The organism is Amycolatopsis sp. VS8301801F10 (assembly GCF_046195355.1).
Lineage (GTDB): Bacteria > Actinomycetota > Actinomycetes > Mycobacteriales > Pseudonocardiaceae > Amycolatopsis.
This window is the reverse complement of the sequence record NZ_CP176065.1, coordinates 3168492-3185817: the sequence shown is the minus strand read 5'-3', so window position 1 is coordinate 3185817 and position 17326 is coordinate 3168492. Positions and strand designations below refer to the sequence as shown.

The following is a 17326-nucleotide window of genomic DNA, read 5'->3' as shown; positions in this document are numbered from 1 at the left end:
GGGGAGGGATCGTGGCCAAGACCGCTCTGCGCAACGCGCGCGTCTTCGACGGGCGAGGGCTCACCGAGCCGCGCACCGTCGTGATCGACGGGGCAGTGCTCGGCACCGATCCGGCCGGGGCCAGGGAAATCGACGCGGCCGGGGCGACGCTGCTGCCCGGGTTCATCGACTCGCACGTGCACCTGACCGAGCCCGCGCAGCTGGCCTCGCTCGCCGAGTGGGGGATCACGACCGGCCTGGACATGGCGTGTTTCCCCGCTTCTCGGGTGGCCGCTCTGCGCTCGGCGGGCCCGGCGGATTTCCGTAGCGCCGGCACGCCCGCGATCGGGCCCGGCGGCATGCACGTCCGGATCCCGGGGATGCCCGCTTCCGCCGTCGTGACGTCCGAGGAGGAGGCGGTCCGGTTCGTCGAGGAGCGGGTCGCGGACGGGGTCGACTACGTCAAGGGCGTCGCGGAGGCTCCCGGCGACGGCGGGCCGCCCGCCGAGGCGTTGCGGGCGCTGGTCGACACGGCGCGGAAACGCGGTCTGGACACCGTTCTGCACGCGGCGACTCCCGGCGCGTACCACCTGGCGGTGGCGACCGGCGCGCGGTTCGTGACGCATGTGCCGGTGCTCGGCCGGATCGCCCCCGAGGACGTCGCGGCGATGAAAGCCGCTGGGCAGACGGCGATTCCGACGCTCACCATGATGGAGGCTGCGCTGCCCTATTTCGCTGGCGCTGCCGGGGATTTCGTGGCCAACGTGGCGGCGCTGCGCGCGGCCGGGGTCGAGATCCTCGCCGGCACCGACAGCAACGCCGACCCCGGCGCCCCGGCCGCCGTCCCGCACGGATCGAGCCTGCACCACGAGTTCGAACTGCTGGCCGAGGCCGGGCTGACCACGGTTGGAGATCCTGCGTGCCGCCACGGTCGACCCGGCCCAGGCGTTCGGGCTGACCGACCGCGGCGAGATCCGGCCCGGGCTGCGGGCCGACCTGGTCTTGGTCGACGGCGATCCGGTGGCGGACCTGTCGGCGACGCGGGCGATTCGCGCGGTGTGGTGCGCGGGAACGGAAATCGCCCGGTAGCCGAGGGCTGCCCCGCCGCTCGCACCGTGAGGGGAACCGCCGGGAATCAGCTGGGGTTCTGGTGGTTGGTGCGACACCGGAGTTGTGTCGGGGTTGCAGTGTTCGAGGCTGGCGGCGGAATGCCGCCGGTATTTTGATCGGCCGAGCCGGGCGGGACGGCCCCGGCGAACTGCGCCGCACAACTCAACCGCCGCCCCCGCACAACACTCGACTGGGACACCCCAGCCGAACGCCTCGCCCACATCAAATAACCACCCGCGTTGCAACCACTCCTCGAATGCCCTCAGGGTTCCCCTCCCGGACGTTCGGGCCCGCCTCAAGACCGCTGGACGGCGTCGTCGGCTTCCTCGAAGGTCTTCTGCGCCTTGGCCAGTTCGTCGGCCGCCCGGGCGGCGCGGCGCTCCGCGTCGGCGAGCCGTTCCCGCAATTCGGTCACCCGGTCGTCGGCCTGCTCGGCCGTCCGTTCCGCGCGCTGCAGATTCCGTTCGGCCTCCGCCCGCGCCCGCACCGCCTGCCGCCGTTCCAGTGCGCGGACCCGGGCTTCCTCCTCGGCCTTCCGGTCCTTTTCGGACTGCCGGGTCTTCTTGGCGGGCGCGGGATTCGTCGGCAGCGACAGCCAGCGGTCGGCGTCCTGGCGGGCCTTCGACGTCAGCCGTCCGGCCAGGGCCAGCCGGGCGAGGTCGGCGTCCGCGACGATCGCCTCCAGCGTCTCCTCCACCTCGCGCTCGACGGTATCGCTCAGGCCGGTCGCGTCCCGGATGATCCGCTGCACCAGCTCGGCCCGCTGGTGCGCCAGTTCCCGCAGCCGGGAGCCGTCGAACTTCTCGTGCGCTTCGCGCAGTTTGTCGCCGAGCGAAGCCAGCTCGGCCAGCGGAGCGGACCCGTCGCGCGCCAGGCGGTTGACGTACGCCGCGGCCGCGGTCGGCTTGCGCAGCGCGCGGATCCGGCGCGCCAGCTCGACGTCGCCCGCTTCCTTCGCCGCGCGGGCGGCCGCGGTGCGCTCCGCGACGAAGTCGGCCGGTTCGCCCGCGTAGAGCCGGTCGGCGACGGTATCGAAATCCGAGGTTGCCACGTGTGCCACCGAACCACACGAGTAGTCCGAACGCGACGCAACGCGTAACGTGGACGTCCACCCCTCAAGGTCGAGTGAAGCGGGACGGTGCCCATGACGCCTCCGGGCCGGCTCGCGCTGACGGCCAGCCCCCTGGTCGCCGGCGCGCTCAAAGCACTGCAAATCGCCACTGAGCTGCCGGTGGCGATGGGCGGACCGGTCTCGACGGCTTCCCGTTCGCACGTGATCGACCAGCTGCGCGGCACCGACACCCGGTCGATGCAGCACCTTCGGGTGGACACCGGAGCCGGGCTCGGCGGCAAGGCGGTGGCGCTGGCGCGGCCGTCGACGGTGGTCGACTACCTGAGCGCGCAGGGCATCACGCACAAATACGACCACGCGGTGGCCCCCGAACGGCTGCGCGCGATGGTCGCGCTGCCGGTGCGCGTCGGCGAGACCACGCGCGCGGTGCTGTACGCGGCGTCCCGGGATTCGATCACGTTCGGCGACCGGCTGCTGCACGCGGCGACCGCGGTGGCGACGCGGCTGGGACGCGACATCGAGGTCGAAGAGGAAGTACAGCGCCGGCTGGCCGCGCCGGCGGTCGTCCCCGCCGCTGAACGCGGCGACCTGCACGCCGAACTGACCGCCATCGCCGGTTCGATCAACGACGAGAGCGCCCGGCAACGGCTGCTGGCCGTGTGCGAGCGGCTGCGTCCGGAGCTGGACCTGCCGGGCGTCGCGCTGACCCCGCGCGAGGTCGACGTGCTGCGGCTGGTCAGCGAGGGCTGCACGAACGACGAGATCTCCGACCGGCTCGGCCTGCTGCCGAACACCGTGAAGTCGTATCTGAAGCACGCGATGCGGAAGCTCGCGGTGTCCAACCGGATACAGGCGGTGAACCGGGCTCGGGCCGCCGGGCTGCTGCGGTAGGACTTGGCGACGGCCGATGCGGAGAAGTCCCGCCGCGGCGAGCCAGCGTCCAGCCCGCCTCGGAGCACCCTCCATGTGGGGTGGCTGGATGTGGTCCGCCGAGCGAAAATCACCCGCGCGGGCAGTGCGGCCCGCTGACGCGAAGGGATCGGCACGTGTTCTATGACCTCAGTGTCCGCGATTTCCTCGACCGCGCCGAAACGGTGTATCCGGACCGGATCGCGGTGGTGGACGAGCCCGCCCAGCCCGCGCAGTCCTGGGGCGAGGTGACCTACCGCGAACTCGCCCGCCGCGCCCGCGCGCAGGCGGCGAATCTCGACGCGCTCGGCGTTCCCGCCGGCGGCCGGGTCGCCATCGTCTCGCACAACTCCGCGCGGCTGCTGACGTCGTTTTTCGGCGTTTCCGCCTGGGGCCGCATCCTGGTGCCGGTGAACTTCCGCCTCGCGCCCGCCGAGGTGCGCTACATCGTCGAGCATTCCGGCGCCGAGGTCCTGCTGCTCGACCCCGAGCTGAAACCGTTGCTGGACAGCGTGACCGCGAAGCACGTGTTCGTCCTCGGCGAGGACGACGACAAGATCTGGGGCGGCGACGGCGAACCGCGGCCGTGGTCCGCCGACGAATCCGCGACCGCCACGATCAACTACACCTCCGGCACCACCGCGCGGCCGAAGGGCGTCCAGCTCACCCACCGCAATTTGTGGCTCAACGCCACCACTTTCGGCCTGCACACCACGCTCAGCGACAACGACGTCCTGCTCCACACACTGCCGATGTTCCACGCGAACGGCTGGGGCATGCCGTACGCGGTCACCGGTCTCGGCGGACGGCACATCGTGCTGCGCAAGGTGGACGGCACCGAGATCCTGCGCCGCGTGCAGGAACACGGCGTGACGATCATGTGCGCCGCCCCCGCCGTGGTCACCGCCGCGCTGGACGGCGCCGCCGCCTGGGACGGCGAAATCCCCGGCCGCGACCGGGTCCGCATCGTGGTGGCCGGCGCGCCGCCGCCGACCCGCACCATCGAACGCGTGCGCGCGGAACTCGGCTGGGAGTTCATCCAGATCTACGGCCTGACCGAGACCTCGCCGCTGGTCACGGTCAACCGCTTCCGCAGCGAATGGGCCGGCCTCGACCCGCACGAGCAGGCGAAGCTCCTCGGCCGCGCCGGCGCTCCCGCGCTGGGCGTCCGGGTCGCGATCGACGCGGACGGCGAGGTCCTCACCCAGAGCAACCACAACCTCGACGGCTACTGGGAAAACCCGGAGGAGACCGCACGGGTCCAGGAAGGCAACTGGTTCCACACCGGCGACGGCGGCACCTTCGCCGACGGCTACCTGACCATCGCCGACCGCAAGAAGGACGTCATCATCACCGGCGGCGAGAACGTGTCGTCGATCGAGGTGGAGGACGCGCTGAACTCGCATCCGGCCGTCCGGGAAGCCGCGGTCATCGGCATCCCGGACGAGAAATGGGGCGAGCTGGTCACGGCGCTGGTGGTGACGGACGGGACCGAGGTGACAGCGGACGACCTGATCACGCACTGCCGCCAGCACCTGGCCGGGTACAAATGCCCGAAGCGGGTGGAATTCCTCGCCGAACTGCCGCGGACGGCTACCGGGAAGATCCAGAAGTTCAAGCTGCGCCAGCCGTTCTGGGAGGGGCAGGAACGGCAGGTGAACTGAGGTCCGGGCGGGGAACCCCGAGGGACTCAGCGTCCCGGAGGGTTCCCCTCGCGAACCGCTGCGAAAGCCGGGGTTCGCAGCGGCCTAGTCGTCCGAAGGCTGATACACCAGCCGCAGCACGCCGTTGCGGAACGCCGTGGTCTCCGCCAGCCGGAAGTCCAGCTGTGGCCCGTCCGCCGGGAACAACCGCCGTCCCTTCCCGACGACCACCGGGTACTGCAGCAGGGTCAGCTCGTCCACCAGCCCGTGCGACAGGAGCCACCGCACCAGCGTCGTGCTCCCGCTGGTCATGATGTCGCCGCCCGCGCCGGATTTCAGGTCCGCGATCGCCTCGCCCAAGTCGCCGCGCAGCAGGGTCGTGTTGTGCCAGTCCGCCGCGGTCAGGGTGGTGGACGCGACGTACTTCGGCACGCTGTTCATGAATTCCGCGCCCGGGTCGTCCGTGCGGCCGGGCCAGGCCTCGGCGAACCCTTCGTAGGTCACGCGGCCCAGCAACATCGCGTCGGCGTCCGCCATGCCGTCGCCCACCGCGTGTTCCAGCTCGTCGTTCCAGTACGAGAGCGACCACTGGTCCGGTGCCTCGACCACGCCGTCAAGCGAAACGAACAACGTGGACACGATCTTGCGCATCGAGCGACTCCTTGCGGTTCGGGATCGCCGACACTATGGCGCAGCCGGACCCGCCGACGCAGCCGGTTGGCCCAATACTCGGTCTCTCAGGGCACTTCCGTTACCAACTCGAGTGCCCGGCCGAGCGTGGCCAGCCGCTTGTCCAGGGTGTCGCCCGCCGGATACAGCCGGACCGTGTCGACCCCAGCGGCGCGCCACACTTTCAGCCGCGCGCGGACCATGTCCTCGGTGCCGATCAGCGTCGTGGCGAGCACCATCTCGTCGGTCACCAGCCCGGCCGCGCCGTCGCGATCGCCGGACTGCCAGCGTTCCCGCACCTGCCCGGCGACCTCGGCCCAGCCTTGCCTGCGGTAGGCGTCGTGGTAGAAGTTCGTGCTCGCCGAACCCATGCCGCCCAGCGAAAACGCCAGTTCCTTCTTGCGCCCGGCGACCATGGTGCGCAGCTCGTCCTCATCGGACGCGAACGCGACCTCCGCGCCTTGGCACACCACGAGATCGGCGCGGCTGCGACCGGCTTTCGCGAGCCCGGCGTCGAGGTGGCGGAAGTAGGCTTCGGCCCCTTCCGGGACGAAGCTCGTGCCCAGCCAGCCGTCGGCGAGTTCGCCGGTAAGTTCCAGCATGCGCGGCGACAGCGTGGCCAGGTAGATCGGGATGTCCTCGTTCGGCGTCGCCGACAGCCGCATCGGACGGGATTCGCCGGGCAACGGAATCTTAAAAGCCTTGCCAGCAAAGGAAATCTTCTCGCCGGCGAACGCGCTGCGGATGATCTGCACCGTCTCGCGCATCCGCGTCAGCGGCCGCGCGAACGGCACCCCGTGCAGCCCCTCGATCACCTGCGGACCGGACGGTCCGAGCCCCAGCGAGAACCGTCCGCCGGACATCTCGGCGAGGGTGAGCGCGGCCTGCGCGGCCGCGACCGGTGTGCGCACGCCGAGCTGCATGATCCCGGAGCCGAGCCGGATCCGGTTCGTGCGCGCGGCGAGATAGCCGAGCACCGAAGGCCCGTCCGACCCCCACGCCTCGGCCACCCAGCATTCGCCGAGGCCCAGTTTTTCCGCCTCCAGCACGAAATCCCGGGTTTCCGGCCAGCCGGACGACGCCTCGACGGTGGTGGCCGTGCGCATCATCCGGCGACCTCCACGCGCTCCTTGATCGCGCCGAGCGTGGCGGCCATCGCGGCCTCGAACTCGGTCAGCCGGACGTGCACGATCTTCTGTTCCTTCTCCGGCATCCGCGCGATCACCTCGGTCACCCCGGACGGCCCCGGCCCCATCTGCGCCCACTGCGTGAGCCGCGTGCCGCCGTTCTCCGGGGCGAGGGTGAACCGCCAGACCGCCGTCGGATTGGCCGGATCGCCGACCGCCCAGGCGAAGACGCGCGGTTCCTCGCACTCGACGATGGAGGAGGTGGTTTCCCAGTCGCCGCGCAACTTGTGGTAATTGCGCCCGACGAAAGACCGGCCGAGCGCCGGCCCCGAACCCTCGTCGCACCACCGGACCGACTGCAGTTCACCGCTCAGCTCCGGCATGAGCGCGACGTCGGAGGCGAACCGCCAGACCTGCTCGGGCGAGCCGTCGATCCACTCGTCCACCTGCACGGTCGGGGCGTCCGCGTACCGCGCGCCGGTCCACTCCATCGCGAGTCCTCCTCCATTGGCGTCTCGACCAGCATAGTTGCGTAACTAGACTGACGCTGTCAATCGCCACCGGCCGCCCGGAAGCCGGGAGGACAGCTACTCCTGCGGAGCGAACCTCGCCTGCACGTCCGGCCGCTGCGCGAGCCGCTCCGGAAAGCCCGGCCCGCGCCGCATCCGGGTGTCGTCCGCGGACAACGGCTCGCCGCAATCCGCGCATACGACGGCCGCGGTCGTGTCGTGCCCGCAGGCGTCGTGGTGCAGCACGATCGGCGGGCCCGCCTCGGTGGCCAGCCATCGGTCGCCCCAGGCCGTCATCGCGGCCAGCACACCCCAGAAATCGCGGCCTTTCTCGGTGAGCACGTAGTCGTAGCGCACCGGTTCGGCCTGGTAGGCGCGCTTTTCCAGCAGACCCTCGTCGACCAGCCTGCGCAGCCGGTCGGCGAGGGTGTTGCGCGCGATGCCGAGCGCCTGCTGGAACTCGTCGAAGCGGCGGACGCCGTAGAAGGCGTCCCGCAGCACCAGCGGCGTCCACCAGTCCCCGAGCAGGTCCATGGTCCGGGCGATCGAGCACGGCCACTGCGCGAAGGAAGTGCGTTTCATGACGGCGAGGATACGCCGTCCCACAGTGCAACCCAGCAGGTCAGACGCGATGCCCGACGGTCACGTCGACAAGGTCGGGCACTTCTTCGTGCTCGTCGCCGACCGAAAGCGTGCCGGTCGGCTCCACGAGCAGCACCACCGCGCCCTCCTTCGAGGACGGCTTGTGGAACGTGCCGCGCGGGACCACGAACCCCTGCTCGCGGGTCAGCGTCACGGTCCGTTCGCCGTCGGCTTCGCGCAGGCCGAGTTCGATGCTGCCGTCGAGGACGAGGAAGAACTCGTCGGTGTTGTCGTGCTTGTGCCACACGTGTTCGCCGAGGAATCGCGCGAGGCGGATGTCGTAGTCGTTGACGTTCGCGACGATCCGCGGGCTCCACGGAGCGTCGAAACCGGCGAGCACGGCCCGCAGGTCAAGGGGCTGAGTTGGCATAGGTCGATCTTGAGCCTGGTCTCGCGCGACCGGGAGTGCTAGGAATCTCATATGTCGAAAGGATCCTCGCATCGCGTCGTGATGATCGTCGGCGACGGCTCGAATCCGTTCGAGATGGGGGTCGCGACGGAGTTGTTCGGCCTGCGCCGTCCGGAACTGCGGCGGCCGTGGTACGACTTCGCGCTCGCTGCCCCCGGCGGGCAAGCGCGGATGCACCTCGGCTTCTTCACCCTCGCCGACGTCGCCGGCCTCGACGCGGTGGACCGCGCGGACACGGTGATCGTCCCCAACCGGCCGGATCCGCACACTCCCGCCGACCCGGAAATCCTCGCCGCGATCCAGCGCGCGGACGCCCGCGGCGCGCGGTTGATGAGCTTCTGCACCGGCGCGTTCACCCTGGCCGAGGCGGGCGTGCTGGACAATCGCCGGGCCACCACGCACTGGCGATGGGCCGAGGCGTTCACCGCGCGCTATCCGGAGGTTCGACTGGAGCCGGACGTGCTGTTCGTCGAGGACGGCACAGTTTTCACCGCCGCCGGAAGCGCGGCCGCACTCGATTTGTCGCTGCACGTGATCCAACGCGACCACGGCGCGGAAATCGCCAACGCGGTCAGCCGCCGCCTCGTTTTCACCGGACATCGCGAAGGCGGCCAGCAGCAGTTCGTGGAACGCCCGATGCCGGAGATTCCCGACGCTTCGCTCGCCCCGGTACTGGAATGGGCCCGCCAGCGTCTTGACCAGCCGCTCACGGTCACCGACCTCGCCGCCCGCGCGTCGACCAGCGCCGCCACCCTGCACCGCCGGTTCCGCGCCGAACTCGGCACGACGCCGCTCGCCTGGCTCACCGCCGAGCGCGTGACGCTGGCCCGCAGGCTCATCGAACGCGGCGAAGCTGGTCTGGACCGCATCGCCGCCCGCAGCGGGCTCGGCACCGGCGCGAATCTCCGGCTGCAGCTGCGCAGGCACACCGGCCTGTCGCCGTCCGAATACCGCAAACGATTCGGCCCGGCGGCGTAATTCGGCTCGGGGTCCACTGTGGACCCGACGAAGAGATTGCTCCATTCGGCCTAATCGGCGAAGTTCCGGTTAAGCCCTGATGACCGGAACCCGCCAAAGGTTTTATGCCAGACGAACGAAAGTTGGCCGGAACGGACAGAATTCCGCCGAGCCCTCACCGGATCGCGGACGGATCCGCTAGCTTGGCCGCAGACGGCAGAACGAACGGGGAGACGAGCATGGCCAGACGCCGCCCGCAGGGACGGAACGCCCGGAGCCGGGCTTTCGCCGCCCTCGCCGGAGGCGCGCTCGTGGTGCTGCCGACGGTGACGTCGTCCGGCATCCCGGTGGCGTTGCGCGCCGCTGAGCCGCCGTCGGCCGCCCAGGCCGCGCCCAGCGTCCCCGGACTGCCCCCGGGCATCACGCTCCCGCCGATCGGCGTGGACGGCAGCCTCCCGCAGCCGCCGGTCCCGCAGGCGCTCGGCGTCCCCGGCTACCCGAACGGCCCCGGTTCGGCGACCACCGCCGGTCCGCTGGGCATCCCGGACAGCATGCTGCGCGCCTACCGCAACGCGGCCGACATCATGGCCCGCGAACAGCCCGGCTGCCACGTCGACTGGGCGCTGATCGCGGCCATCGGACGGGTCGAGTCGAACCACGCGCGCGGCGGCTACGTCGACGCCCGCGGCAACACCCTCGAACGCATTCTCGGCCCGGTCCTCGACGGTTCCGGCGCCTTCGCCGCGATCCGCGACACCGACCACGGCCGCTACGACGGCGACCCGGTGTGGGACCGCGCGGTCGGCGCGACCCAGTTCATCCCGTCGACCTGGGCGTCCTACGCCTCCGACGGCAACGGCGACGGCGTCTCCGACCCGAACAACGTCTACGACGAGACCCTCGCCACCGCGCGCTACCTGTGCTCGGGAGGTCTGGACCTCTCCAGCGACGCCAACCAGCGCCTCGCGGTGCGCCGGTACAACAACTCGCAGTCCTATGTGGACACCGTAATGGCCTACGCGTACGGCTACCGCAACGGCGTCTCGAAGCTGCCGGACAGCCAGGTCCCGATCGGGGCCCCGCCCGGCCCGGGCGCGGTCGAAGCCGCCGCGGGCAGCCCGGCGGGCGACGTCGCCCCGCCCCCGCCGCCGGTCGCCCCGGCCCCGCCGAGCCAGCAGCCCGGCACCCCGACGCAGCTTCCCGGCAGCAGCACCGCGCCGAGCAGCAGCTCCTCCCCGAAGCCGACCAGCACCACGCCGACCACCCCGTCGACGCCTTCCACGCCGACGAGCACCAGCCCCACCCCGACGACGAGCACGCCCCCGTCGTCCAGCTCCGCCCCGGCGAACCCGACCACCTCCAGCACCACGACTTCCAGCACCACCACCGGGGCCGCGCCGACGCACTGACCGCCGCGTTCGTATAGTCCGAACCGACAGCGGACTAGGCGGGGAGCGATCATGGCGTGGAATCCGCGAAACCTGCCTGACCTCACCGGCCGGTGCTACGCGGTGACCGGCGGAAACGCCGGAATCGGCTACTTCGTCACCGAGCAACTGGCCGCCGCCGGAGCCCACGTCGCGCTGCTGGGCCGCGATCCGTCCCGGCTGCGCGCGGCGGTCGAGATGGTGCGCACGCACGTCGGTTCGGCTTCGCTGAGCACGATCCCGCTGGACCTCGCCGACCTGGACTCGGTCCCGGCGGCCGTCGAGGCGCTGGGACGGCTGGACCGTGTGGACGCGTTGATCGAAAACGCGGGCATCACCGGGCCCGGCCCCGTGCGCCGAACCACGAAACAGGGCTTGGAACTGGCGGTCGGCACCAACCACTTCGGCCACTTCGCTCTCACCGCGCTGGCGATGCCGGTACTGACCGCCTCGGCCGCGCGCATGGTGTTGGCGGGCAGCCTGATCACCCGGATGTACCCGTACGACCTCGACGATCTGCAGAGTTCGCGCAAGTATTCGGACTTTCGCGCGTATGCGCTTTCGAAGCACGCCGTGCAATCGTTCGCGATGGAACTGGACCGACGCCTGCGCGCAGCGGGCTCCCCGGTGCAGGCGATCCTCGCGCATCCGGGGTTCAGTCTCGAACGCACCAGCCCCGCCCGGCCGGGAATCACCCAGCCGGTGCCGATAATGCGGCTGCTCGCGCCCGGCACCCAGGGCAAGGATCACGGCGCGTGGCCCATGGTCCGTGCCGCCGTCGATCCGGCTGCGACCGGCGGTTCCTGCTACGGCCCGGCCTTCGGCTCGGTGGGCCGCCCCCGGCCGGGCACGGTGCCGGGCGCTTCCCGGGATCCTTCCCGGGGCCGTCGATTGTGGACGCTTTCCGAGGAAGCCACCGGAATCGAGTTCTCCCTCGGGAATTCCTGACCGCCGGACCCTACTGACCGATCCGGGCCGCGATCCCGTCGAGAAGCCGGTCCAAGCCGAACTCCGACGCGTCCGACGCCTGCTCCGCGGAAGGCTTTTCGAATCCGCCGGCGAGCCAGGTCCGGTTTATCGCCGGATGTGATTCGACGTCGAAATACGTGTACCAGAACGAAGAACGCTGCCCCCACCAAGCGTCGTTGGACTGTCCGGTCGTCCGTTCCAAGTGGACACTCTCCGCCTCGGCCGCCGCGTTCGCGTCCACATAGCCCGCGACCGCGTTGGCCGCCGCGGCGACCTCGCGCGCGGGCAGGCCCAGACTCTCCATAATGGACAGAAGATATTCCTGCCCGGCCAGCTGCCCCGGACCGAGCGCGGGCCGGACCCGCGACCTCTCGCGCAGCCACGGATGCCTGCGGTAGATGTCGCGCGTCCGGTCGGCGTAAATCCGCACCTGCGCACGCCAGTCCTCCGGACGCGGCTCGCCGGGTCCGGGAAGATTCCGTTCGAGGAGAACGGTGTCGACCATGAGGTCGATCAGCTCGGTTTTGCCGGGAACGTAGGTATAGAGCGTCATCGTGCCCGCGCCGAGTTCCTTCGCGACGCGGTGCATCGACGTCGCGACAAGTCCTTCGGCGTCGGCCACCGCGATGGCGGCCACGATGATCCGTTCGATCGTGAGCGTCGGCCGCCTGCCCCGGGCGGAGGGTTCCGGGGCTCCCGCGCAGTCGCGCCACAGCAGCGCGAGCGTGCGCTCGACCTCCTCGCGCGCGGCCTCGGGACCGTCGCCCTCGTGCTCGACGATCATCGTGTCCCCTCCCGGCCGCGTACCGTCAGCGTGGGATCTTACCTGCCGTTTCAGGACCTTCGTCCCCTCCGCGCGGGCTGATCGGCCGCTACGCTGGGCAGTGAGGGAGGTGGTTCCGGTGACGGAGCGCAAACCACCGGGCGTGTCGTTCGGCACCTGGATCGACCGGCAAATCGCCTTCGCCGAAGCCCGCGGAGACTTCGAAGACCTTCCCGGAGCGGGAAAACCGCTGCCGCCCCCGACCGGCCGCGACGCCGCGACCGACTGGGCGCTCCGCCGCGCCCGGGAAGGCGACCTGGACGCGACCGCGTTCCTGCCGCCGTCGCTCGCCCTGCCGCGGGAAATCCAGGACCTGCCGGGAAAACTGGCGAAGGTCCGTTCGGAGGCGAAGGTGCGGGAGATCGTCGAGGACCTGAACGCCCGCATCCGCAAGGCACACGCACTTCCCCAGGACGGCCCGGTGCTGCGCGCCCGGCCACTGGACGTGGAGGAAACGGTGGCCAGCTGGCGAGCGGGGCGGGGAGAGTCCTGAACCAGGCGAGCTGATCCCGGGCTGCCCCGGCTCTGCTGCATCGGAACAGCCACGCGCGGCTCGGGCCGCCGTTGGCATCCTCGCGCCCGCCTCGCCGAACCTGGCCGCGCCGCCCCACGGCCGTCCCTTCACGCGCCAATCGCGCCGCCCCCGGACGCAGCTCCGGTCCACCGGCCGCCACCGGGATCCGCGCGCCCACACCGAACCCGACCACGTCACCCACTCGCAGGACCCTCCCCTCACGGGCCAACCCCGCCGCCCGCTCCACCGATCGCCGCCAGCACCTCACGCCCCCCACCAAACCCGACCGCGTCACCCACACGCGGAACTCCGCCCGACCGCTCCGCACACAACCGTCCCCGCACGCGCCAACCCGACCGCCCCGGACGCAGCTCCGCTCACCCCAGCCGCCGGGAACCGCATGCCCCACCCGTGCCGAATACCGCTCCACCCCCGCTGAAGCTCCGCGCACCATCCCGACGCGACCACACCACCCCTCCACGCTCCCCGGCTGCGGCTACGCTGGGTAGCACCTGGGCGAAGGGAAGAGAACCGTGGTCGGAGTTCGTCGGGCTGCCTTCGTGGTCGCCGCGGTGCTCTTGTTGTTCGGCGAGCCGTGGTCGGTGCTCGTGGTGCTGCCGGGCTGGCCGGTCGCCGTCACCGTCGTGAGCACGGTCGTTTTCGCCGGTGCCGCGCTGAGTTTTCCGGTGCTCATGGCGCTCGGGCACGGTCCGAAACAGAGCGACGCCGCCGCGCGGGTCGGGGACGTCACGCTCGGCATCGTCTGGGTGCTGTTCACCTGGAGCGTCCTCACGCAGCTGCTGCGGCTGGTCCTGCTGGTGTCCGGAGTGGACGATCCCGCGCGGCCACGGATCGTAGCCGCGGTCACGCTCGCGGTCTCGGCGGTGCTGCTCGTCAGCGGGAACCGGATCGCGATGCGGGTGCCGCCGGTGAAGCCGGTCGACGTCGTGCTGCCGAAGCTCGGTCCCGGGCTCGACGGGTTGCGCGTCGCGGTCGTCACCGACACCCACTACGGCCCGCTCGATCGCACCCGCTGGTCCGAGCAGCTGGTCGCGGAACTGAACCGGCTGCGGCCCGACGTCGTCTGCCACGCCGGGGACCTCGCCGACGGGCCGGTCGCCAAGCGGCGCAAGCAGGTCGACCCGCTCGGCGGCGTGCAGGCCCCGCTCGGCCGGTTCTACATCACCGGCAACCACGAGTACTTCGGCGAGGCCCAGGCGTGGCTGGACCACATGGCGAGCCTCGGCTGGGACACCCTGCACAACCGCTCGACCCTCCTCGAACGCGACGGCGCCCGCGTGCTCTTCGCCGGCATCGACGACCCCACCGGCGCCGCCTCCGGACTGCCCGGCCACGGCCCCGACCTGGCCGCCGCACTCGACGGCTCCGATCCGGACGTCCCCGTCGTCCTGCTCGCCCACCAGCCGAAACAGGTCGCTCAGGCCCGCGAGGAAAACGTCGACCTGCAGATCTCCGGCCACACCCACGGCGGTCAGATCTGGCCGTTCCACCTCCTCGTCCGCCTCGACCAGCCGACCCTCTCCGGCCTCACCCGGCACGGCCCGACCCAGCTGTACACCAGCCGCGGCTCCGGCTTCTGGGGCCCGCCGTTCCGGGTGTTCGCCCCCAACGAGATCGCCCTGCTGACCCTGCGCAGCGCCTGAACCCCCAGCCTCCCGCCCGCGGCCCACCGCCCGCCCTACCGAATAATTTTTTTGTCTTGACAACTCCGCTCGTCGGATGCGAAAGTTCTCCCCAACGGCACCACCCCTTCGAGGAGAACTCCATGCCCACCGTCACGTCCGCCGACGGCACCCAGATCGCCTACTCCCGCCTCGGCTCCGGCCCCGCTCTCGTCCTCGTCGACGGCGCGCTCTGCTACCGCACCTCGACGCCCAACGACGATCTCGCCAAGGCCCTCTCCGACCGCTTCACCGTCTACACGTTCGACCGCCGAGGCCGAGGCGAAAGCGGCGACACCGCCCCGTACGACGTCGAACGCGAGATCGAAGACATCACCGCACTGGCCAAGGAAGCCGGCGGCGAGATCGGCCTGTACGGCATCTCCTCCGGCGCCGCCCTGGTACTGGAGGCCGCCCACCGAGGCGTGCCAGTCAAGAAGGTCGCGGTATACGAACCGCCCTTCGTCGTCGACAACACCCGCAAGCGCGTGCCAGCCGACTATCAGGCGAAACTCGAAGCCGCCATCGCCGCCGGAAAACCAGGCGACGCGATCAAGACGTTCATGGTCGAAGGCGTCGGACTGCCGTCGCTGATGGTCACGATGATGCGCCTGATGCCCGCGTGGCCGCGCATGAAGCGGGTCGCCCCCACCCTCGCCTACGACGCCCAGATCATGGACGACAACCAGGCCGGCCGCCCGCTGCCGGAAAACCGCTGGTCCGGAATCACCGCCCCCACCCTCATCCTCGACGGAGGCAAGAGCCCGGAGTGGATGCGCAACGGCGTCGCAGCGGCCGCGGCCCAGCTCCCGAACGCCGAATACCGCACCCTGCCCGGCCAGACCCACCTGGTGAAAACCGCCGCCCTCGCCCCAGTCCTGGCGGAGTTTTTCGCCACGAACTGACCCCGCCGCCGGACCTGGTGAGGCAAGCTGCCGGACGTGGCCACGCGAGCATTGATCTTCGACTTCGACGGCACCCTGGCCGACACCGAAGCAGCGGTACTGCGTTCCTGGCAGGAAATGTTCGCCGAACACGGAGCAAAACTGCCGTTGGATGTCTGGCACACCGTCATCGGCACCCAGAACACCGCGACGACGATGTTCAAACTCCTGGCCGAACAAGCAGAAAACGTCGACCCGGAATCGCTGCGCCCAGCAATGCGCGCCCGAGTACACGAACTCCTAGCCGAAGACGGCCCCCGCGAAGGCGTACTCGCTTATCTGGAGGAAGCCGCCCACCACGGCCTGGCACTGGGCATCGCCTCCAGCTCCTCCAGCACCTGGGTACACGGCCAACTAGCCCGGCTAGGACTGGCCCACCACTTCACCGCGGTAGAAACCGGCGACCGGCACAACCCAAAACCAGACCCAGACACCTACCTGGCAGCCCTGCGCACCCTAGGCGTACCCGCGGAAGAAGCCCTGGCCTTCGAAGACTCCCCCCACGGAGTCAGCGCGGCAAAAGCAGCCGGAATCCCCACCATCGCAATCCCCAACCCCATCACCGCACCCCTGGACTTCGCCAAAGCAGACTTAGTCCTCCCCTCCTTCACCACCACAACGCTAACCAAGCTCCTGCAACACTTCAGCCAATAACAACCCGCAACCAGCGCACCCAACGAGCGAGGCACCCAGCCCCTCCCCCACACCCCGATACGAAGCCGCCCTGCGGTTCGGGGGTGCTTGTCAAGGCATCTTTCCCGCCTTGACAAGCACCCCCGAACCGTCAGCACAATCAAGCTTCGGGGTGCCCCACGCAACCCAAGACACGGCAATGTCGCCCGCCAGGGCGACGAGCCGAAACCTCACAACTCCGCAACCCGATCCAAAAACCCCCGCTGCCCCTTGACCAGCTTCTCCCGGGCGACCTCCAAGGAAAACCACTCCACCCGATCCACCTCAGGAAACTCCCGCATCACCCCAGACCGAGGCGGCCACTCCATCTCGAACACCCCCGGCACCACCTCCGCCGGATCAAGCTCCCCCTCCACCGCCCAAGCAGTCACGACCTTCCCCGACTGCCGGACCTCCCCCAGCGCCACCCATTCCCCGTCAGGCACCGGCACCCCCAGCTCCTCCGCGAACTCCCGCCGAGCAGCCACCTCAGCCGACTCCCCCTCCTCCACCTCCCCCTTGGGCAACGACCAAGCCGCCAAGTCCTTCTTGGCCCAAAACGGCCCGCCCATGTGCGCGAGCAACACCTCGACCCCACCCGCGCCCCGACGGAAAACCAACACCCCAGCACTACGCCTGACCACCATCCCCCCACCCTGCCAGCCCCGCTGACCAGCCCAAACACCACCCCGAAAAAACTTCCCGGCACTGTGTCGATCCAAGCCGGCGCCGTTCGACGCATCAGCAGAAGGCACCCCACAGCCACCCGGGAGGGACCCAAGATGACCACCGCCACCGCCCCCAAGACCAAGACCAAGACCAAGACCAAGACGACCGAAGCGGCCAAGTCCCTGGCAGACCGAGCCCGCCCCACCGTCCTGGCCCTCTTCCGCGCCGTGACGTCGTTCCTCTTCCTCTGCCACGGCCTGATGGGCTTCGGCCTCTTCGGCGGAATCGACAACGCGGGCGGCGCGGTCCCCTTCGGCCAGTGGCCCGGCTACTGGGCCAGCCTGATCGAGGTCGTCGGCGCGATCCTCGTCTTCGCCGGACTCTTCACCCGCGTCTCCGCGACCGTGCTGTCCGGCGTCATGGCCTACGCCTACTTCACCGTGCACGCCCCGGAAGGCCTGCTCCCCCTGCACAACATGGGCGAACCCGCCGCGCTGTACGCCTGGATCTTCCTCACCATCGCGGTAGTCGGCCCGGGCGCGGCCTCCCTGGACCAGCTGCGCCGCCGCTAAAACAACCGCGGAGAGCGGCAATCCCGGG

General features: G+C 70.4%; 19 protein-coding genes and 1 pseudogene. 12 read left to right on the top strand and 8 right to left on the bottom strand.

Annotated elements, in window-relative coordinates; all coding sequences use genetic code 11:
• Nucleotides 1-11 precede the first annotated feature (11 nt).
• Both F9C11_RS15460 and F9C11_RS15455 read left to right on the top strand, forming a co-directional pair.
• A pseudogene (locus tag F9C11_RS15460) lies at nt 12-740 on the top strand (amidohydrolase family protein); the annotation flags it as partial.
• Between the two features lie 145 nt (nt 741-885).
• Nucleotides 886-1068, top strand: a complete 183-nt coding sequence (locus tag F9C11_RS15455) for an amidohydrolase family protein (protein WP_409186914.1) — start codon at nt 886-888, stop codon at nt 1066-1068.
• Nucleotides 1069-1384: 316 nt separating this feature from the next.
• Here F9C11_RS15455 and F9C11_RS15450 read toward each other — a convergent pair whose 3' ends face one another.
• The gene (locus tag F9C11_RS15450) at nt 1385-2140 is read right to left on the bottom strand and encodes a hypothetical protein (RefSeq protein ID WP_409185553.1); all 756 of its coding nucleotides are present in this window, start codon (nt 2138-2140) and stop codon (nt 1385-1387) included.
• A 93-nt stretch (nt 2141-2233) separates the two neighbouring features.
• Between F9C11_RS15450 and F9C11_RS15445 the strand changes: the two genes are divergently transcribed.
• Nucleotides 2234-3052 (top strand): LuxR C-terminal-related transcriptional regulator, encoded by an 819-nt coding sequence (locus tag F9C11_RS15445; protein WP_409185552.1) that lies wholly within the window; start codon nt 2234-2236, stop codon nt 3050-3052.
• 155 nt (nt 3053-3207) lie between these two features.
• The gene (locus F9C11_RS15440) at nt 3208-4734 is read left to right on the top strand and encodes an AMP-binding protein (protein ID WP_409185551.1); all 1527 of its coding nucleotides are present in this window, start codon (nt 3208-3210) and stop codon (nt 4732-4734) included.
• Nucleotides 4735-4818: 84 nt separating this feature from the next.
• On the opposite strand, the gene F9C11_RS15435 is transcribed toward F9C11_RS15440, so the two are convergent.
• The 5 genes from F9C11_RS15435 to F9C11_RS15415 all read right to left on the bottom strand — a co-directional run bounded on the left by F9C11_RS15435 (nt 4819) and on the right by F9C11_RS15415 (nt 8030).
• Nucleotides 4819-5364: a dihydrofolate reductase family protein gene (locus tag F9C11_RS15435; protein WP_409185550.1), complete on the bottom strand. Its 546-nt coding sequence runs from the start codon at nt 5362-5364 to the stop codon at nt 4819-4821.
• An 86-nt stretch (nt 5365-5450) separates the two neighbouring features.
• On the bottom strand, nt 5451-6488 hold the full coding sequence (locus F9C11_RS15430; protein ID WP_409186913.1) for an LLM class flavin-dependent oxidoreductase: 1038 nt from the start codon (nt 6486-6488) through the stop codon (nt 5451-5453).
• Entirely contained in the window at nt 6488-7000 is a 513-nt protein-coding gene (locus F9C11_RS15425) for an SRPBCC family protein (RefSeq protein WP_409185549.1), read from the bottom strand. Before F9C11_RS15425 ends, F9C11_RS15430 begins: the two co-directional genes overlap by 1 nt.
• A gap of 96 nt (nt 7001-7096) precedes the next feature.
• Nucleotides 7097-7600 (bottom strand): winged helix-turn-helix transcriptional regulator, encoded by a 504-nt coding sequence (locus F9C11_RS15420; protein WP_409185548.1) that lies wholly within the window; start codon nt 7598-7600, stop codon nt 7097-7099.
• A gap of 40 nt (nt 7601-7640) precedes the next feature.
• Nucleotides 7641-8030, bottom strand: coding sequence for a cupin domain-containing protein (locus F9C11_RS15415; protein WP_409185547.1), 390 nt, complete (start codon nt 8028-8030; stop codon nt 7641-7643).
• Nucleotides 8031-8081: 51 nt separating this feature from the next.
• On the opposite strand from F9C11_RS15415, the gene F9C11_RS15410 reads away from it, so the two are divergent.
• The 3 genes from F9C11_RS15410 (at nt 8082) to F9C11_RS15400 (ending at nt 11401) form a co-directional block, all read left to right on the top strand.
• Nucleotides 8082-9047, top strand: a complete 966-nt coding sequence (locus F9C11_RS15410) for a helix-turn-helix domain-containing protein (RefSeq protein WP_409185546.1) — start codon at nt 8082-8084, stop codon at nt 9045-9047.
• A 218-nt stretch (nt 9048-9265) separates the two neighbouring features.
• On the top strand, nt 9266-10435 hold the full coding sequence (locus F9C11_RS15405; RefSeq protein ID WP_409185545.1) for a lytic murein transglycosylase: 1170 nt from the start codon (nt 9266-9268) through the stop codon (nt 10433-10435).
• Nucleotides 10436-10486: 51 nt separating this feature from the next.
• Nucleotides 10487-11401, top strand: a complete 915-nt coding sequence (locus F9C11_RS15400) for an SDR family NAD(P)-dependent oxidoreductase (RefSeq protein WP_409185544.1) — start codon at nt 10487-10489, stop codon at nt 11399-11401.
• Nucleotides 11402-11411: 10 nt separating this feature from the next.
• Here the strand turns inward: F9C11_RS15400 and F9C11_RS15395 are convergent, their stop codons facing one another.
• Nucleotides 11412-12206 (bottom strand): TetR/AcrR family transcriptional regulator, encoded by a 795-nt coding sequence (locus F9C11_RS15395; protein ID WP_409185543.1) that lies wholly within the window; start codon nt 12204-12206, stop codon nt 11412-11414.
• Between the two features lie 118 nt (nt 12207-12324).
• On the opposite strand from F9C11_RS15395, the gene F9C11_RS15390 reads away from it, so the two are divergent.
• The 4 genes from F9C11_RS15390 (at nt 12325) to F9C11_RS15375 (ending at nt 16039) form a co-directional block, all read left to right on the top strand.
• On the top strand, nt 12325-12738 hold the full coding sequence (locus tag F9C11_RS15390; RefSeq protein ID WP_409185542.1) for a DUF1992 domain-containing protein: 414 nt from the start codon (nt 12325-12327) through the stop codon (nt 12736-12738).
• A 554-nt stretch (nt 12739-13292) separates the two neighbouring features.
• Nucleotides 13293-14423: a metallophosphoesterase gene (locus tag F9C11_RS15385; protein WP_409185541.1), complete on the top strand. Its 1131-nt coding sequence runs from the start codon at nt 13293-13295 to the stop codon at nt 14421-14423.
• Nucleotides 14424-14545: 122 nt separating this feature from the next.
• Nucleotides 14546-15346 carry an alpha/beta fold hydrolase gene (locus tag F9C11_RS15380; protein WP_409185540.1) on the top strand — a complete coding sequence of 267 codons (801 nt, stop codon included), beginning with the start codon at nt 14546-14548 and terminating at the stop codon, nt 15344-15346.
• 36 nt (nt 15347-15382) lie between these two features.
• Complete coding sequence (locus F9C11_RS15375) at nt 15383-16039, top strand: HAD family hydrolase (protein WP_409185539.1); 657 nt, start codon at nt 15383-15385, stop codon at nt 16037-16039.
• 209 nt (nt 16040-16248) lie between these two features.
• On the opposite strand, the gene F9C11_RS15370 is transcribed toward F9C11_RS15375, so the two are convergent.
• Nucleotides 16249-16704 (bottom strand): NUDIX domain-containing protein, encoded by a 456-nt coding sequence (locus F9C11_RS15370; protein WP_409185538.1) that lies wholly within the window; start codon nt 16702-16704, stop codon nt 16249-16251.
• Between the two features lie 135 nt (nt 16705-16839).
• On the opposite strand from F9C11_RS15370, the gene F9C11_RS15365 reads away from it, so the two are divergent.
• Entirely contained in the window at nt 16840-17298 is a 459-nt protein-coding gene (locus F9C11_RS15365; RefSeq protein WP_409185537.1) for a DoxX family protein, read from the top strand.
• Nucleotides 17299-17326 lie beyond the last annotated feature (28 nt).

What these genes read in the sequence shown, in the direction of transcription:
- F9C11_RS15435 (WP_409185550.1), bottom strand. Translation starts at nt 5,364, where the DNA reads ATGCGCAAGATCGTGTCCACGTTGTTCGTTTCGCTTGACGGCGTGGTC.
- F9C11_RS15370 (WP_409185538.1), bottom strand. Translation starts at nt 16,704, where the DNA reads ATGGTGGTCAGGCGTAGTGCTGGGGTGTTGGTTTTCCGTCGGGGCGCG.
- F9C11_RS15445 (WP_409185552.1), top strand. Translation starts at nt 2,234, where the DNA reads ATGACGCCTCCGGGCCGGCTCGCGCTGACGGCCAGCCCCCTGGTCGCC.
- F9C11_RS15400 (WP_409185544.1), top strand. Translation starts at nt 10,487, where the DNA reads ATGGCGTGGAATCCGCGAAACCTGCCTGACCTCACCGGCCGGTGCTAC.
- F9C11_RS15395 (WP_409185543.1), bottom strand. Translation starts at nt 12,206, where the DNA reads ATGATCGTCGAGCACGAGGGCGACGGTCCCGAGGCCGCGCGCGAGGAG.
- F9C11_RS15430 (WP_409186913.1), bottom strand. Translation starts at nt 6,488, where the DNA reads ATGCGCACGGCCACCACCGTCGAGGCGTCGTCCGGCTGGCCGGAAACC.
- F9C11_RS15425 (WP_409185549.1), bottom strand. Translation starts at nt 7,000, where the DNA reads ATGGAGTGGACCGGCGCGCGGTACGCGGACGCCCCGACCGTGCAGGTG.
- F9C11_RS15365 (WP_409185537.1), top strand. Translation starts at nt 16,840, where the DNA reads ATGACCACCGCCACCGCCCCCAAGACCAAGACCAAGACCAAGACCAAG.
- F9C11_RS15380 (WP_409185540.1), top strand. Translation starts at nt 14,546, where the DNA reads ATGCCCACCGTCACGTCCGCCGACGGCACCCAGATCGCCTACTCCCGC.
- F9C11_RS15405 (WP_409185545.1), top strand. Translation starts at nt 9,266, where the DNA reads ATGGCCAGACGCCGCCCGCAGGGACGGAACGCCCGGAGCCGGGCTTTC.
- F9C11_RS15410 (WP_409185546.1), top strand. Translation starts at nt 8,082, where the DNA reads ATGTCGAAAGGATCCTCGCATCGCGTCGTGATGATCGTCGGCGACGGC.
- F9C11_RS15415 (WP_409185547.1), bottom strand. Translation starts at nt 8,030, where the DNA reads ATGCCAACTCAGCCCCTTGACCTGCGGGCCGTGCTCGCCGGTTTCGAC.
- F9C11_RS15420 (WP_409185548.1), bottom strand. Translation starts at nt 7,600, where the DNA reads ATGAAACGCACTTCCTTCGCGCAGTGGCCGTGCTCGATCGCCCGGACC.